This is a genomic window from Paenibacillus sp. SAFN-117 (genome assembly GCF_051966115.1).
Classification (GTDB): domain Bacteria; phylum Bacillota; class Bacilli; order Paenibacillales; family NBRC-103111; genus Paenibacillus_L; species Paenibacillus_L residui.
In genome coordinates this window covers 93,545-107,513 of record NZ_JBQCLK010000013.1, presented here as the reverse complement: position 1 = coordinate 107,513, position 13,969 = coordinate 93,545, and the positions used below count along the sequence as shown (strand labels likewise).

The 13,969-nt window shown below is 48.4% G+C and carries 14 protein-coding genes and 1 pseudogene; 12 read left to right on the top strand and 3 right to left on the bottom strand.

Annotated features, from left to right (window positions below; all coding sequences use genetic code 11):
• Positions 1–20: 20 nt before the first annotated feature.
• Together ACTHRH_RS10780 and ACTHRH_RS10775 are read left to right on the top strand one after the other, a co-directional pair.
• Positions 21–1,250, top strand: a complete 1,230-nt coding sequence (locus ACTHRH_RS10780; RefSeq protein ID WP_440415494.1) for a benzoate/H(+) symporter BenE family transporter — start codon at positions 21–23, stop codon at positions 1,248–1,250.
• A gap of 40 nt (positions 1,251–1,290) precedes the next feature.
• Positions 1,291–2,475: an acetylornithine transaminase gene (locus ACTHRH_RS10775; RefSeq protein WP_440415492.1), complete on the top strand. Its 1,185-nt coding sequence runs from the start codon at positions 1,291–1,293 to the stop codon at positions 2,473–2,475.
• 58 nt (positions 2,476–2,533) lie between these two features.
• Here ACTHRH_RS10775 and pdxR read toward each other — a convergent pair whose 3' ends face one another.
• Positions 2,534–3,964 carry a MocR-like pyridoxine biosynthesis transcription factor PdxR gene (gene pdxR, locus ACTHRH_RS10770; RefSeq protein ID WP_440415490.1) on the bottom strand — a complete coding sequence of 477 codons (1,431 nt, stop codon included), beginning with the start codon at positions 3,962–3,964 and terminating at the stop codon, positions 2,534–2,536.
• 235 nt (positions 3,965–4,199) lie between these two features.
• On the opposite strand from pdxR, the gene ACTHRH_RS10765 reads away from it, so the two are divergent.
• Positions 4,200–4,313, top strand: a complete 114-nt coding sequence (locus ACTHRH_RS10765) for a hypothetical protein (RefSeq protein ID WP_440415488.1) — start codon at positions 4,200–4,202, stop codon at positions 4,311–4,313.
• Positions 4,314–4,393: 80 nt separating this feature from the next.
• A complete protein-coding gene (serC, locus tag ACTHRH_RS10760; protein ID WP_440415486.1) occupies positions 4,394–5,479 on the top strand; it encodes a 3-phosphoserine/phosphohydroxythreonine transaminase in 1,086 nt (361 codons plus the stop codon).
• A gap of 27 nt (positions 5,480–5,506) precedes the next feature.
• On the opposite strand, the pseudogene ACTHRH_RS10755 reads toward serC, so the two are convergent.
• Positions 5,507–5,734 (bottom strand): annotated as a pseudogene (locus ACTHRH_RS10755) (RidA family protein); the annotation flags it as partial.
• A gap of 176 nt (positions 5,735–5,910) precedes the next feature.
• On the opposite strand from ACTHRH_RS10755, the gene ACTHRH_RS10750 reads away from it, so the two are divergent.
• From ACTHRH_RS10750 to ACTHRH_RS10725, 6 genes are all read left to right on the top strand, one after another.
• The gene (locus ACTHRH_RS10750) at positions 5,911–6,507 is read left to right on the top strand and encodes a DUF2268 domain-containing protein (protein WP_379285748.1); all 597 of its coding nucleotides are present in this window, start codon (positions 5,911–5,913) and stop codon (positions 6,505–6,507) included.
• A 223-nt stretch (positions 6,508–6,730) separates the two neighbouring features.
• Positions 6,731–6,880 (top strand): 50S ribosomal protein L33, encoded by a 150-nt coding sequence (gene rpmG, locus ACTHRH_RS10745; RefSeq protein ID WP_379285750.1) that lies wholly within the window; start codon positions 6,731–6,733, stop codon positions 6,878–6,880.
• A gap of 75 nt (positions 6,881–6,955) precedes the next feature.
• Positions 6,956–8,188 (top strand): ABC transporter substrate-binding protein, encoded by a 1,233-nt coding sequence (locus tag ACTHRH_RS10740; protein WP_440415483.1) that lies wholly within the window; start codon positions 6,956–6,958, stop codon positions 8,186–8,188.
• On the top strand, positions 8,188–9,303 hold the full coding sequence (locus ACTHRH_RS10735; protein ID WP_440415481.1) for a FecCD family ABC transporter permease: 1,116 nt from the start codon (positions 8,188–8,190) through the stop codon (positions 9,301–9,303). Before ACTHRH_RS10740 ends, ACTHRH_RS10735 begins: the two co-directional genes overlap by 1 nt.
• A 12-nt stretch (positions 9,304–9,315) precedes the next feature.
• Positions 9,316–10,089, top strand: a complete 774-nt coding sequence (locus tag ACTHRH_RS10730) for an ABC transporter ATP-binding protein (RefSeq protein WP_440415479.1) — start codon at positions 9,316–9,318, stop codon at positions 10,087–10,089.
• 16 nt (positions 10,090–10,105) lie between these two features.
• A complete protein-coding gene (locus ACTHRH_RS10725; protein WP_440415477.1) occupies positions 10,106–10,816 on the top strand; it encodes a class I SAM-dependent methyltransferase in 711 nt (236 codons plus the stop codon).
• A 296-nt stretch (positions 10,817–11,112) separates the two neighbouring features.
• Here the strand turns inward: ACTHRH_RS10725 and ACTHRH_RS10720 are convergent, their stop codons facing one another.
• Positions 11,113–12,120: a CobW family GTP-binding protein gene (locus tag ACTHRH_RS10720; protein ID WP_379285760.1), complete on the bottom strand. Its 1,008-nt coding sequence runs from the start codon at positions 12,118–12,120 to the stop codon at positions 11,113–11,115.
• 219 nt (positions 12,121–12,339) lie between these two features.
• Between ACTHRH_RS10720 and ACTHRH_RS10715 the strand changes: the two genes are divergently transcribed.
• Together ACTHRH_RS10715 and ACTHRH_RS10710 are read left to right on the top strand one after the other, a co-directional pair.
• Complete coding sequence (locus ACTHRH_RS10715; RefSeq protein ID WP_440415475.1) at positions 12,340–12,759, top strand: (2Fe-2S) ferredoxin domain-containing protein; 420 nt, start codon at positions 12,340–12,342, stop codon at positions 12,757–12,759.
• Between the two features lies 1 nt (position 12,760).
• Positions 12,761–13,765, top strand: a complete 1,005-nt coding sequence (locus ACTHRH_RS10710; protein WP_440415473.1) for a CobW family GTP-binding protein — start codon at positions 12,761–12,763, stop codon at positions 13,763–13,765.
• Positions 13,766–13,969 lie beyond the last annotated feature (204 nt).

Sequence of the window (13,969 nt, the reverse complement as noted above, 5' to 3'; positions counted from 1 at the left end):
GGAGAGGCAGGAGAAAAGATATGAACACAACATCACCTTCGCTGCGCGGCCGTGATTGGATATCGCCGACCATAGCCGCTTTAATATCTGTCATTGTCAACTATGGGGGCACCTTTATTCTCGTGTTTCAGGCAGCAAAAGTCGCAGGCCTAAGTCCCGAAATGACCGCCTCATGGATATGGTCGATCTCCATTGGTGTAGGTATAACCGGGATATGGCTAAGTTATCGATACCGGGAACCAATTATTACGGCTTGGTCAACACCAGGTGTGGCATTTCTCGTTTCGGCATTAGCGGTAACCCCTTATCCGGAAGCCATTGGCGCTTACATCATCTCGGCTCTAGGATTTATTGTTCTAGGGTTATCGGGCATGTTTGAACGTTTCGTCCGGCTTATTCCTTCGGGTATCGCTTCCGGGCTGCTAGCAGGCATTTTACTGCAGTTTGGCATTTCGGCCTTCGGAGGGGCGCAAGTTGACCCATTGCTTGTCGTTATACTGTTTGCCGCTTATGTCGTGCTGAGACGGTTTACATCCCGCTATGCGATTGTAGGCATACTGGCCATCGGACTGGTGCATTTGATCAGTACGGGGAAAGCGGATTTCAGCACGATCCGATTGGCGATTGCCTCACCCGTATTTGTCGTTCCGGAGTTTTCGTTACATGCCATACTGGGCGTTGCATTGCCGTTGTTTATTATTACATTGACGGGACAATACATGCCCGGAATGCTCGTATTGCGGAATGATGGGTTTAAGACGAGCGCGAATCCGATTTTGACCGTAACGGGTTTGGGCTCGCTTCTTGCAGCGCCATTCGGCTCGCACGCTTTTAATGTAGCAGCTATTACAGCAGCGATTTGCACAGGGAAGGATGCGCATGAGGATTCGACAAAACGTTATATTGCAGGCATTGCCTGTGGCATTTTCTATATTGTTGTCGGCATTTTTGGCGTGACATTGGCCGCTTTATTTCTGATCCTTCCTGCAACCTTTATCGCAACGTTAGCGGGATTGGCATTGCTTGGCACCATTGGCGGCAGCCTTGCGGGCGCTTTAACGGATCCGAAGGGACGCGAGACCGCATTGATTACATTTTTAGCAACAGCCGCGAATGTGACCTTGCTTGGTGTCGGCGGCGCATTTTGGGGACTTGTCGCGGGTTTGGCAGCACATCTGTTTATTCATGGGAAATTTCACAAAAAGCAATACAGACCGAGTGGAGTGCAACAAGCCGAACAAAAACAATAGGAGTCGGGAAATAATTTATAAGAAAGTGGTGGTTATGCTGATGAAGAGTTATTTATTTCCTACCTATAATAAATTCCCGCTCACACTGGTGAAGGGAAATCAAACGACACTGTGGGATGATGAAGGGAAATCCTATTTGGATTTTATGACGGGCCTCGCCGTTTGTAATTTGGGTCACGTCCCGGATCGGGTAAAGGCGCGAATTCAGGAACAACTGGAGCAATTATGGCATGTATCCAATTTGTTTCATATCCCGACGCAGGAAGAGCTTGCCGAGAAACTTGCGGCAATCAGCTGTGCGGATCTCGTTTTTTTCTGTAATAGCGGCGCTGAAGCAAACGAAGCGGCTATCAAATGTGCTCGCAGGTATCACCAACGTGTGCTTGGGAATGAGAGATACGAAATTATTACGTTTGAACAATCGTTCCATGGCCGTACACTTGCGACCTTGACTGCTACAGGACAAGGGAAAGTCAAGGATGGCTATCTTCCACTTCCGGAAGGGTTTGTGCATGCCCGCTTTAATGATATCCAGAGTGTAAGAAGCAGGATTACGCAGAAAACGGCTGCTGTCATGCTGGAACTGGTGCAGGGAGAGAGCGGCGTTCATCTTGCGGAACGAGAATTCGTGCTTGAACTGGCCAAGTTGTGCGAGGAAAAGGGAATTCTCCTGATCGTCGATGAAGTGCAAACCGGAATAGGAAGAACGGGGAGCATGTTTGCCTACGAGCATTATGGAATCGAGCCGGATATTATCACGCTGGCGAAGGGATTGGCTAGCGGTCTGCCGATTGGGGCTATGATGGGAAAGGCAAAACTAGAGGGTGCCTTTTCAGCCGGAAGCCATGCATCCACGTTTGGCGGTTCACCTCTTCCCACGGCAGCCGGGCTGGCGACTATTGAAACATTGATGGAGGACGGGTTGTTCGAACGGGCAAAAAAAGCGGGGGCGTATGCCTTGGACAAGCTGGAAAATGATTTAAAAGTTTATCCTGCCATTCGTGCAGTACGGGGGTTAGGACTGCTCATTGGTATTGAGTGTGCGGAACCTGTTGCGCCAATCATTCAGAAATTACATCAGAACGGACTGCTTGTCTTGCCGGGAGGAACCCACGTGATCCGATTGATGCCAAGTTTATACGTAACCAGCGACGAAATAGATCAAGCGGTCCATATATTAGGTCATGTTCTGAAGGAACCGGACGGCAGCACGAATGGACTATAAGTAAGGGTGAAATCGGGCGTATGATGGAAACATGAATGCTTCCGCGGGGATGCCTGTATCATAAAAGCATCCCCGCCAGACGAAAAATGCCTTCTTCAATGGCTGTTTCATCTACTTTAGCAAAACCGAGTACCCATCCTTTTCGATCGCTTTCCAAGCAATACTTGCTAAGCGGATAAACCCGGATTCCTTTTTCGAGCGCTAGGGAAGTCACGGCTTCTTCATCAAACGATGGTTCAGCCTCAAGAAGCATATGCAAGCCTGTTTCTACGCCGCTTAATGTGAAGCGTTCACTCAGACCTGACGTGATGATGGCCTTCGTCATGGCCTCGTGTCTGCGCCGATATACATTTCGTACTCGTCTCATATGGCGCATGAAATGACCATGCTCGATAAAATGAGCAAGCGTTAATTGCTCCATAATCGGAAGATGACGATAGATTAATTCATGGACCTTAGCTAACTGTCGAATGGCCTCTTTGGGGCCGATGATTGCCGATATCCGAATGCCGGGAGCAATCATTTTGGAAAAACTCATCATATACAACGTGTTCTGAGGTTGCTGGCTGAACAAGGTTGGAAGCGGATCGCCGCGATATCGAAATTCGCTGTCGTAATCATCCTCCACAATCCAAAACCGATGCTCGGCGGCCATGTGCAACAATTGTTGTCTGCGAGGCTCCGACATAATGACTCCGACAGCACATTGGTGCGATGGCGTAACAAACACAAGTTTGGACCCAGTCGGAAGGCGGTCTACGCAAAGCCCGTACTCGTCGACCGGAACGGGGACAACTTGCATACGCCGATACTTCATCGCCATCCAGGCAGCAGGGAAGCCGGGATCTTCAACCGAAACCGTTTCTCCTTCATGTAAAAGGGCTTGGGCGATCAAATCGATGCTATGTTGTGCGCCCGAGGTTAATAGGATTTGATCGGTATTCACATGAACGCCTCGTTCAAGTGACAAATAACGTTGAATCTGTTCTCGGAGCGGCAGGAATCCATAGGCGTCGCCGTAAGCCCAACTGTCCAGGTCTGTTTCTGCGGAGGCCTGTAAAAAGGATTGCCTCCAGTTTCTTTGAAAATGTTCATCCAAATACGGCTCATGAGGACTGAAATCGATCTCTGCTTTTTGATTGTCTTTATCTCCGAACCAACTGTGTAGATGGCCGACTGCAGCGTTTAATAAAGGCAATTCGGGAGGGACGAGTTCTTCGATCACAGCATCCTCTGAAGGGCGGGCCGCATAGGTCCACTCGCTAACTCTCGTCCCGCCGCGGCGAGAGGTTACGGTATACCCGCGGCTGAATAATTCCTCGTAAACAGTCTGTATGGTGGAACGGGAAACGCCAATCAATTGAGCGAGCTCGCGGGAGGGGAGCAGTAATTCGCCAGGCGGCCATTTCCCGGTTGTAATATTATGGATCGCTTGGTCCAGCAGCTGCTGCCAAATGGGACGTTTATCATCCCGGTTCACTTTTAGCATTCGATTCACCTCCAGTATTTCTACTGAAATTATGGATTGTTGAAATCACGTATATATGGATGGTTTATATCAATCCATTGATTGATATACTATCATGACAATCGTCGCTTTAGCAACACGATAGGATTAGATATAACGAATTTTGCATATCTAATCAGAAATTTTTGCAATCGGGAGAATTAACCGATCCCTTCCTCCGTAGGACAAGAATTAACAATTAGGCAACGAAATATATGTGGATAAAACTGTTAAAAAATCCCTAATATTGGCAGTATCGCTAATGGATGAAGGGCTGACTGTTGCATCGGGAGGTACAGATAATCATATTGTTTTGGTTGATTTACGCTGATGACGTCCCGTTTTCCTCAATATGAAGAACTTTAATTGTCTGATAGCACGAAAATTCGGTTAATTACGGGGGTGCAATCGATGACTTACGCGTATAATTTCAATGCTGGTCCGGGAGCCTTGCCATCGGAAGTATTGCAAGAAGCACAGGAAGAATTACACAGTTTTCAAGGGATCGGTGCATCGATACTGGAAATGTCCCATCGAAGTAAACCGTACGAAGCCATTCATAATGAAGCGCAGCAATTGATTAAAGAACTGCTCGAGCTCTCTTCTGATTACGACGTTTTATTGTTACCGGGGGGAGCAAGCGCGCAATTTTGTATGGTGCCGATCAATTTTTTGACCAAAGGAAAGACAGCAGGGTATGTAAACAGCGGAACATGGTCGGGAAAGGCGTGGAAAGAAGCGCAGAAAATAGGGAAGACCCTCGTTCTGGCAAGCGGGGAAAAAGAATATTTCAAACGGTTGCCTGATCTAAACAACCTGGATATTCCGAGGGAATTGGCTTATGTCCACCTCACTTCAAACGAAACGATTGGCGGCATACAATACAAGAGCTTCCCTGATACCGGGGATGTTCCGCTTTTTGCGGATATGTCCAGCGACATCATGTCTCGACCCATCGAAGCATCGAAATTTGCACTTATATACGCAGGCGCACAGAAAAATATAGGGCCAGCAGGCGTCACCATTGTCATTGTCCACCGTCCTTTATTGGAGCGTATTCCCGAAGCTATCCCTGATATGTTAAGTTATAACGTACATGCCAAACATAATTCGTTGTTTAACACGCCGCCAGTTTTTTCAGTATATATGGTGAACCTCGTGTTGAAGTGGATTGTGAATCAGGGTGGATTACCGGAGATGGCCGCGCGCAATCGGCAGAAGGCGGATTTGCTTTATCATGTGATTGATACTAGTGGCGGTTTTTATAGAGGATTGGCTCATAAGGACAGCAGATCCATGATGAATATTACTTTCGGTATATCCAGCCCGGAAATCGAAAATAAACTGCTTGTTGAACTGGAACAAGAAGGATTCATGGGATTAAAAGGACATCGAGATGCAGGGCATTTACGTGCTTCCGTTTATAATGCTGTACCTTACGAGCATTGCAAAACATTAGCGGAATTTCTTGCTGATTTCCAAAAGCGGAATGGTTGAGTTTAAATAATGGGAAAAGAGGCTGTAGTGCTCTGACGATAATTTCTCTGAGTGTAAAACGGTTTGGATATTGTCAAAAGTATTCTTGATTTGTTCGTTCATGTTCTCGGGAATGTTACCGTTTCGATCCGCTCCGATTTGACCAGAAGTAACATACAGCTCGGAATTTCTTGGAATTTTGGTAACATGAGTGTAGCTGCCTACCGGACCATGCATACCTTCAGGGTTTTTTCTTGTAATTTTGGAATTTTCCATTATAAAACATACCTCCGCAATATAAGAATGTTCTGCCGTTTTTGACAATTCATTTTTGGACACACTTCACCCGTAATCATGAATTCTAGAAAAAAACAGCAGTAGAGTATCCATATCCACAAGAAATAAACGCTAAAGATCTTTTCTTCATGGATTGAACACTCCTTTCTTATTGAATGCGAAGAGAAAAAATTTACAGAATTATAAATATATATAGAGGAAATAAGCTTGGATGTCAATATCAATCGGACGCTCCTCCCTATACGGGGATTCCCGGTTACATTATATGCACGCTGGTTCCCAATGCATATACGCTGCCCCGTTTGAAGGCGGCTCTGGCACATGAAGTCAATCACAATGTTCGTTACCAGTACATCCAATGGGACCATACCGTCACCTTGGGCGAGCTGATTGTCAGCGAAGGGCTGGCGGAAAATTTTGCGACTCAACTGTACGGGAAGGAGCTTCTCGGCCCTTGGGTTTCAAAGACGGATGCGGAAACACTGAATAGCCGGATCAAGCCCGTGTTGAAGGAACGGCTGCATATAACGGGTTTTGATCAAATAGCACCGTATCTATACGGCGACGAATTGACCAAACTCCAGAGCTCCACGCCGGTCGGTATGCCGTATTGCGCGGGCTATGCCTGCGGATATTATTTAGTACAATACTATTTACAAAAGACGGGAAAATCGATCATAGAAGCGACCATAACCCCAGCGAATCAAATCCTGGACGAAGTCAGGGAATACTGGAATGAAACTTTGAATTGACAGCATGAGGGATTGTTGTTAAACTAATTAAAACGTAATTATTACGAATAATACAAGCCCATTTTCTGACGAATAGTCAACTGATTCCGCAATAACTCAGGACTGGGTCCAGTTTCCAGGCGAGTTTCCCAATCTAGCAGCGACGGAAGAGTTGCAAACTGCGGCATCCATGAACTGGATGTTTTGACGAATTTCACTTCAATAAAAAGCGGAGGTGTTTGCTATGAGAGTTATTGTTACATTAGCATGTACGGAGACGGGAGACCGTAACTATACGACCACGAAGAACAAGAGAACTCATCCGGATCGGTTGGAGCTTCGCAAGTATAGCCCGCGTTTGAGACGGATAACCTTGCATCGGGAAACGAGGTAATCTTGCCCGGACTTTGGTCCGGGTATTTCATTCTTCATTAATCGTAAAAATTACATATAACGGAGGAGAGGCAAGTTGTTCACCCGAAAATTAGTCAAGACAGGCGGCTTCACAGGCTTGGTCTGCGCAATCATTATCGCACTTTCGGTTACAGGCTGCTCAGCCGACAAGAACGCTCCCGAGCCAGATGTGGTGGGGGAACAGTCCGGGCAATCTGAAGCAGGGGGGCAAGCTGAGCAATCTGCAGCGGGAGAGCAATACGGGCAATCCAATCCGCCAGCAGAGACTGAGCCAACTACTTGGACATTCACGGACACAAGCGGCAAGCAAATTACACTGGGTATTCCGGTTGAAAAGGCGGTCGTCATCAATCGAAATACGGCAGAAGCGATCACCCTTCTCGGAGCGGGCGATCGTATTATCGCTACTGGCGACAATACGGTCAAAAACAACCCGTATCTCGGTCTCGACAGCTTGCCGGAAGTCGGGGAAACCGGACAGGTTAATCTCGAAACGATCCTCAGCCTGAGGCCACAGGTCGTATTCGCTTATACGAACCGGCCTGATGAGCGGTTGGAAGAAAAACTGGAGCCTGCCGGTATTAAGGTCATCCGAATGAACAATTACTTGCCAGATCAGGTCGATGAAGAATGGAAACTGCTCGGCAAACTGTTCGCTCAAGAAGATAGGGCTGCTCAGTTTCTGGAATGGAAGCACCAAATCGAAAGCATCCCGGCAGAACGGATCCAGTCGATAGATGAAGGCGATAAAAAGAGTGTCATGGCGCTGTCCGCAGGTTTTCTGAATTCCAATGGGGGCTATCGCGTTTTTCCGAGCGAATCGTTAGGCGGCGAGCCTGGAGTAGGTGAAGGCTATGCCACGATTTTGGCTGGGGGTAAAGATGCGGCCGATTTGCAGTGGAATCCGGCTGAAGCCTCTACGACGATCATGGTCGATGAAGAATATGTGCTTACGCGAAATCCGGACGTCATTACGCTGCATGGCACCTGGCTTGGCGGATATGAGGCAGTGGATGCGGAGCCGCTCGAAGAGGCATTTTCCAATATTGTATCGATCTCTTCTATTGACCAGCTAAATGCCGGAAAAAATCGGGAAGTCTATTTCTTCCATACGAATTTTATCGGGTCGGATAAACGATATATCGGGGTGCTGCAGCTTGCCAAATGGCTGTATCCCGACCGCTTTGAGGATGTTGACCCGGGCACTTACGCCAAAGAGTATTTTGAACAATGGCTTGGCGTTCCTTATCAAGGGATTTGGTATTATTCGTTCAAGGAGAATCATTGATGGAGAAATCAATCCGCCATAACGAGACGCAGTCACTGGAATCGTTAGAGCCCGTATCGCCAGCTCGCCCTATGGCATTCCTGTATCGCAGCAGCTCATTGCGCAAGCTTCTCCTGCTTGTTCTGCTTCTTGTTTTGCTGGTGCTTGTAGCGGCAGCAGCGGTCATGAAAGGCTCGGCAGATGTGCCGCTACAGGAACTGTGGGCAATGCTGACGGGAGGCGCTGTAGATGAAATGAACGCGTATATCGTGCGTGAAGTCCGCCTTCCGCGAATTGTGATGGCGGTGGTGACCGGCATAGCGCTCGCTGCTGCAGGTGCGATTATGCAGGCGCTGCTGCGCAACCCGCTGGCGGACCCGTTCACGCTGGGCGTTTCCAGCGGGGCTTCGTTCGGCGCAGCGCTCGCCATTGTGGCGGGTGCCAGCGCTTTTGGCATCAATCTTGTCCGTAGCGGTCAATGGCTGATCGCTTTCAATGCTTTTGTATTCGGTTGTTTAGCAGTAGGGGTCGTCTACGGTATCTCGCGCTTGAGAAGCAGCTCCACTACGGTGCTGCTGCTTGCAGGCGTGGCGATCGGCCAATTGTTCGCGGCTGGTGTATCGGCGCTCAAGTATTTTTCCAATAACGAGGCACTCAAAGACTTGATCGTCTGGCTCATGGGAGGCTTTTGGGGAGCTGAATGGGGGGTGCTGCACATTCTTTTGCCGTTATTTACCGTATCGCTGTTCGTACTGATGAAGTATGCGTGGGATTTGAACGCTCTCGTATCCGGTGAGGAAGTAGCGAAGACGCTTGGCGTTAAAGTGAAGAGAATGCGCTGGATCTGTCTGCTTGTGGTGACGCTGATGGCGTCGACCACGATAGCTTTTACCGGAATTATCGGGTTCATCGGACTGGTGGCCCCCCATATCAGCCGGATGATGATCGGCACGGATTACCGCTATCTGCTGCCATGCTCATGCCTAACCGGTGCGTTGCTTCTGCTGCTGTCGGATACCGTTGCCCGGCTGCTGCTGTCTCCGATTGAGATTCCGGTCGGGATCGTGACTGCCTTTTTCGGCGCACCCTTTTTCGTTTACTTGCTAATCAAAAAACGTCGGGAGTACTGGACGTAAGGGGGGAGAGCCTTGTTCGTAAACATTGAGGGCTTATCGTTGGGCTACCGTTCCAATGTCATCCTGCACAATATTCATATGAGCCTCGGCAAGGGAGAGGTGACCAGCATCGTTGGGCCAAACGGGGCGGGGAAGACAACGCTGCTCAAAAGTATGGCCTCTATCCTTCCGCCACAGAAGGGAGTAGTGAAGATTGACGGTGTGGATGTTCGTTCGATCAGGTCAACGGATTTAGCAAAAATTCAGGCCTACGTGCCACAGCAAGCTTCATCCGGGTTCCCGCTTACGGTCCTGGAAACGGTGATGCTTGGACGCAAGCCCTACATTCGTTGGGGAGTTAAGCGGCAGGATTTGCATATTGTCGAAACTTTGCTTGCCGAGCTTCGATTGGAGCGCTATGCCGAGCGTTATATGGATGAGCTGAGCGGAGGCGAACGGCAGAAAGTGTTGATCGCCCGCGCGTTGGCTCAACAGCCGGATATGCTGCTGCTCGACGAGCCGACTTCGGCGCTAGACATCCGTCATCAGCTTGAAGTGCTGGAAATCGTCCGCGGTCTGGCGAAGCGTTCCGGAATTCTTGTTGTACTGATTCTGCACGATCTGGAGTTGGCAGCCCGCTATTCGGATGTCGTCTATATGCTCAAGGACGGCACTGTATTTGCCAACGGCACACCGGAAGAAGTGTTTACCGCTCCCAATATGGAGGCTGTTTATGGGGTGCGGATGGAGATTGAACAGGCGGCTCACGGGATGAAAATGACCGCCGTAGAGCCGCTTCAGGTATAGCAGAAGGAGGAATTTTATGTATCACGGTGTACGATTTGACATGAATTTCAAACAGCTTTGGCAGGAAGGAATGAAGGACTGGAATGGAGAACTGCCGGAACGAATGACGGATGATAGCAAGGAAGAAGCGTTCTGGGAAACGTTTATTCCGAAAAAAGCGAATGCACTGGATGACTATGCGGCAGCTATTCGGACTGAGCTTCTCCGTCTCATTGAGCCTGGTGACAGCGTGCTGGAAGTCGGTCCGGGCTGGGGCAATTACACGTTTGCTGCCGCGGAGAAAGCATCTGCGCTGACTTGTGTGGACAGTTCCCGCAGTGTGCTCGATTATTTGCAGGAGGAGACGAGGCGGCAAGGTCTTCCGCATACCCGGTTCATTCACGCCAAGTGGGAAGAGTATATGCCGCCTGCCGAATCCTTTGACGTTGTCTTTGGGATCAACTGTTACTACAGGATGCAGCAGATTGACCGGGCGCTTCTGAATATGAACCATGCAGCTAAACGGCTGGCGATCATTGGACTGACTAGCGGGCCGGAAAAACCGCATTTGTATGAAATCCATCGTCAGCTCGGCTGCAAAATCAAATTTCAGCGGCGGGATTACATCTATTTAACTAACATGCTGTATGAGTTAGGTATCGATGCTAACTGCAAGATTATTGATATACAGCGGACCTATCGCTACGACAGCGAAGAGCAGCTGATTAAGGCCAGATGCAGATTATGACCGCAAAGCTGCGGAAGCCATCCTCCATCAATATGTGATTGAACACGATGGAGGGTATCTGTACACACACCAGTTCAAAGCGGCGCTCTTGTATTGGAGACCGCAAAAGCTCTATGCAAGCAGAGCATTAAAAGTCGAGGGAGCATTAGAAGCTAAAGAAGCCTAGAAGTAGAAAGGGACCGGAATTCGGAGAAACATAGAAGATAAAGGAGCCTGGAAGTTGAAGAGCCAGAACCTCGCAGCCAGTAATGAATAATTACTCGACTGCGAGGTCTCTTCTTTGCTTTGAAGACCGATTAGCCGGCCACACAACCGGCAAACTGTTTGCGGAACCATTCCTCATCCAGATTGCGGCCGATAATCACAAATTCGCTGATTGGTACTTCATTCGGCTGCCAGTCGCGGTCGGGATAAGAGCCAAACAGCATATGAATCCCCTGGAACACAACACGCTTCTTGACTCCCTTGATATTCAGAACGCCTTTGTAGCGGAATGTATCAACACCGTGATCGACAAGCCACTCGTTAATGAATCGCTCCACCTTGTCCAAGTTAAGCGGACGCGTCTCGCGGAAGAAGATCGAGGTGACCTCATCATCATGGTCATGATCATGCGCTTCCTCTTCAAGAAATCCGGGTTCGATCTCTAGTTTTTTCTCCAGATCGAAGGCGCCGATTCCGAGAATTTGTTTGATGTCTATTTGTGCCTGTTGGGTACGGTAAAGCTTGGCAGCCGAATTCATCGTATGTAGGCGCTGTTCCAGCTTTTGGAGCTCTTCTTCGGAAACGAGGTCCGTTTTGTTCAGAAGTAGAACGTCCGCGAAGGCGACTTGTTCCTGTGCCTCGTGGCCTTCGTCGAGATGCTGTCCGACATGCTTTGCATCTACGACTGTGACGATGGCGTCGAGCTTGAAAAATTGGGAGATCTCAGGATCGACAAAAAAGGTTTGGGCCACCGGAGCCGGATCGGCGAGTCCTGTCGTTTCGATAAGCACGCGGTCAAAATCCGCTTTGCGGCCGCCGCCTTTGCCGAGCTTCGCTTCCATGAGCTGGCCGAGAATGCGAATGAGGTCGCCGCGTACGGTGCAGCAGATACAACCGTTATTCATTTCGAAGATTTCTTCATCCGCACCAACGACCAGTTGATTATCGATGCCGACTTCTCCAAATTCGTTAACGATGACCGCGACTTTTTCGCCATGATCGGCAGTAAGTACATGGTTCAGCAGCGTCGTTTTGCCGGCACCCAGAAATCCGGTGAGCACCGTAACGGGAACGCGGGGATCGGCTTGCAAATTTGACATAAGGTTCACTCCCTAATATTATGTTATTAAATCGTAATATTTACTATTAATTGAGTATAATCCCTCCTCATGTCATTTGTCAAACGTTGTAGCGACATGTGATGCTTATATGGTTGAACACAATATGTTTTGCGTATATAATCGTAATAATTACAATTAGAATATTGAGAAACGCTGCCACTCTGTTTGATCATTATTGCTTGAAAGGAGAACATACCCATGTCAACGTGGAATTTGCAAGAGACCCGCTGCCACCTGCTCATCTGCAACGGCGGCAGCTGTACGAAACGGCGAGCTGAAGAGGTGACGCAAGCAATCCGGGATGAAATTTCCCTGCTCGGAGCAGATAAACTGATTCATACGACGAGAACCCGTTGCAATGGTCGTTGTACCGATGCCTGTGTGGTAATCGCCTATCCGGACGGGGTTTGGTACAAGGATATTTCTCCGGAGCTGGGAAGGGAGCTTGTCCGCAAGCACCTTTCGGGAGATCGACTGGACGAACGGCTGGTCTATTCGTTCGATGGCCGATTTATCGCCTCCGGTCTCTCTGTCACTGGTAAAGAAAAGGCTTCGTGGCAGGCAGTAGACCTTTTAAACGATGGAAAAATTTTAGCTGAAAGAAAGAGAGGGTTATAGATTGATAGACAAGGTACCGGTCATCATTCTATCGGGTTTTCTGGGAAGCGGAAAAACAACGCTGCTTACGAAGATCCTGGAATATTACGCCAAAGGGCGTTTGCGCCCCGCTGTTATTATGAATGAAGTAGGAGATGTCAATCTCGATGGTCAGCTGGTGGATGAAAATATCCCCATGCGGGAAATGCTGAGCGGCTGCATTTGCTGTACGATCCGCGGCGATTTGGGAATGGAGATCCGGAACCTGGTTATGGAATCTTCACCTGATCTGATCCTTATAGAAGCGACAGGTGTTGCCAACCCGTTGGAAATTTTTGAAGCGGTGACGGAAGCGGCCCTGCTAGTGCCTATTGATATCCGGACGATGATTTCGGTGGTGGATGCGGGACACTTTCTCGAGTGGCGGCGGAAGGGGACTGGAAAGACCTATCATCTGATAGAAGATCAAATTCGGTGTGCTTCGCTGCTTTTACTGAACAAAGCTGATCTTGTCAGCGCTGCAGAGCGGGATGAGTCGAAACGTCTGATGGCAGAAATCAACCCAAAAGCATCCATACATCCGACCGTTCATTGTGAAATCAGCGAAGAAGCGCTTAATCAGGTGCTGCTTGAGAATAACAGGCTTTGTTTCGAGGAGGCTCAACAGAAGGATCCCTGCAGCCATTCCGCACATCATCATGATAATGAAGGACATTGTGAACATCACGGTGGCTATGATCATAATCATTCTTACGATCACGTTATGGTTTATACGCATTACTTCGATCGGCCTTTGGACAGCACCCGCTTCGAGCAGATTATAAGCGAACTGCCGGATAATGTATATCGGGCCAAAGGTATTTTTACGGAGGCAGAAACTGGAGAGCGGAAGATGTTTCAATACGCTTACAGACAGTTGGATATTTTTCACATTAAACCGCAAGGCAGTGTTCAGGACGTTGCTGTTTTTCTAGGTGAACAATTCCCAAAGCTAGAGCTTAAAAGGAAGCTGGAAGCTGCGCTTTGACTTTTGGCTGCAAGGAAAAAGGGACTCATTATTTTCTCAATGGAAGAATGGACAACGAAGGAACTGCTGAAGCGGCAGCTAATCAGCTCTAAGATGATTCTGAACTGATCTATATAGAAAGTAAAATATTATATAGTAATTATTACAGTTAATATATTACTAATCTATTTTTATGAAAAAAACAAGATTGAAGGAGTCTGCACC

Bases quoted from the DNA above. Each gene is read 5' to 3' on its own strand.
- rpmG (WP_379285750.1), top strand. From the start codon at position 6,731: ATGAGAGTTATTGTTACATTAGCATGTACGGAGACGGGAGACCGTAAC.
- ACTHRH_RS10720 (WP_379285760.1), bottom strand. From the start codon at position 12,120: ATGTCAAATTTGCAAGCCGATCCCCGCGTTCCCGTTACGGTGCTCACC.
- ACTHRH_RS10775 (WP_440415492.1), top strand. From the start codon at position 1,291: ATGAAGAGTTATTTATTTCCTACCTATAATAAATTCCCGCTCACACTG.
- ACTHRH_RS10735 (WP_440415481.1), top strand. From the start codon at position 8,188: ATGGAGAAATCAATCCGCCATAACGAGACGCAGTCACTGGAATCGTTA.
- ACTHRH_RS10715 (WP_440415475.1), top strand. From the start codon at position 12,340: ATGTCAACGTGGAATTTGCAAGAGACCCGCTGCCACCTGCTCATCTGC.
- serC (WP_440415486.1), top strand. From the start codon at position 4,394: ATGACTTACGCGTATAATTTCAATGCTGGTCCGGGAGCCTTGCCATCG.
- pdxR (WP_440415490.1), bottom strand. From the start codon at position 3,964: ATGCTAAAAGTGAACCGGGATGATAAACGTCCCATTTGGCAGCAGCTG.
- ACTHRH_RS10750 (WP_379285748.1), top strand. From the start codon at position 5,911: ATGCGAAGAGAAAAAATTTACAGAATTATAAATATATATAGAGGAAAT.
- ACTHRH_RS10780 (WP_440415494.1), top strand. From the start codon at position 21: ATGAACACAACATCACCTTCGCTGCGCGGCCGTGATTGGATATCGCCG.
- ACTHRH_RS10725 (WP_440415477.1), top strand. From the start codon at position 10,106: ATGTATCACGGTGTACGATTTGACATGAATTTCAAACAGCTTTGGCAG.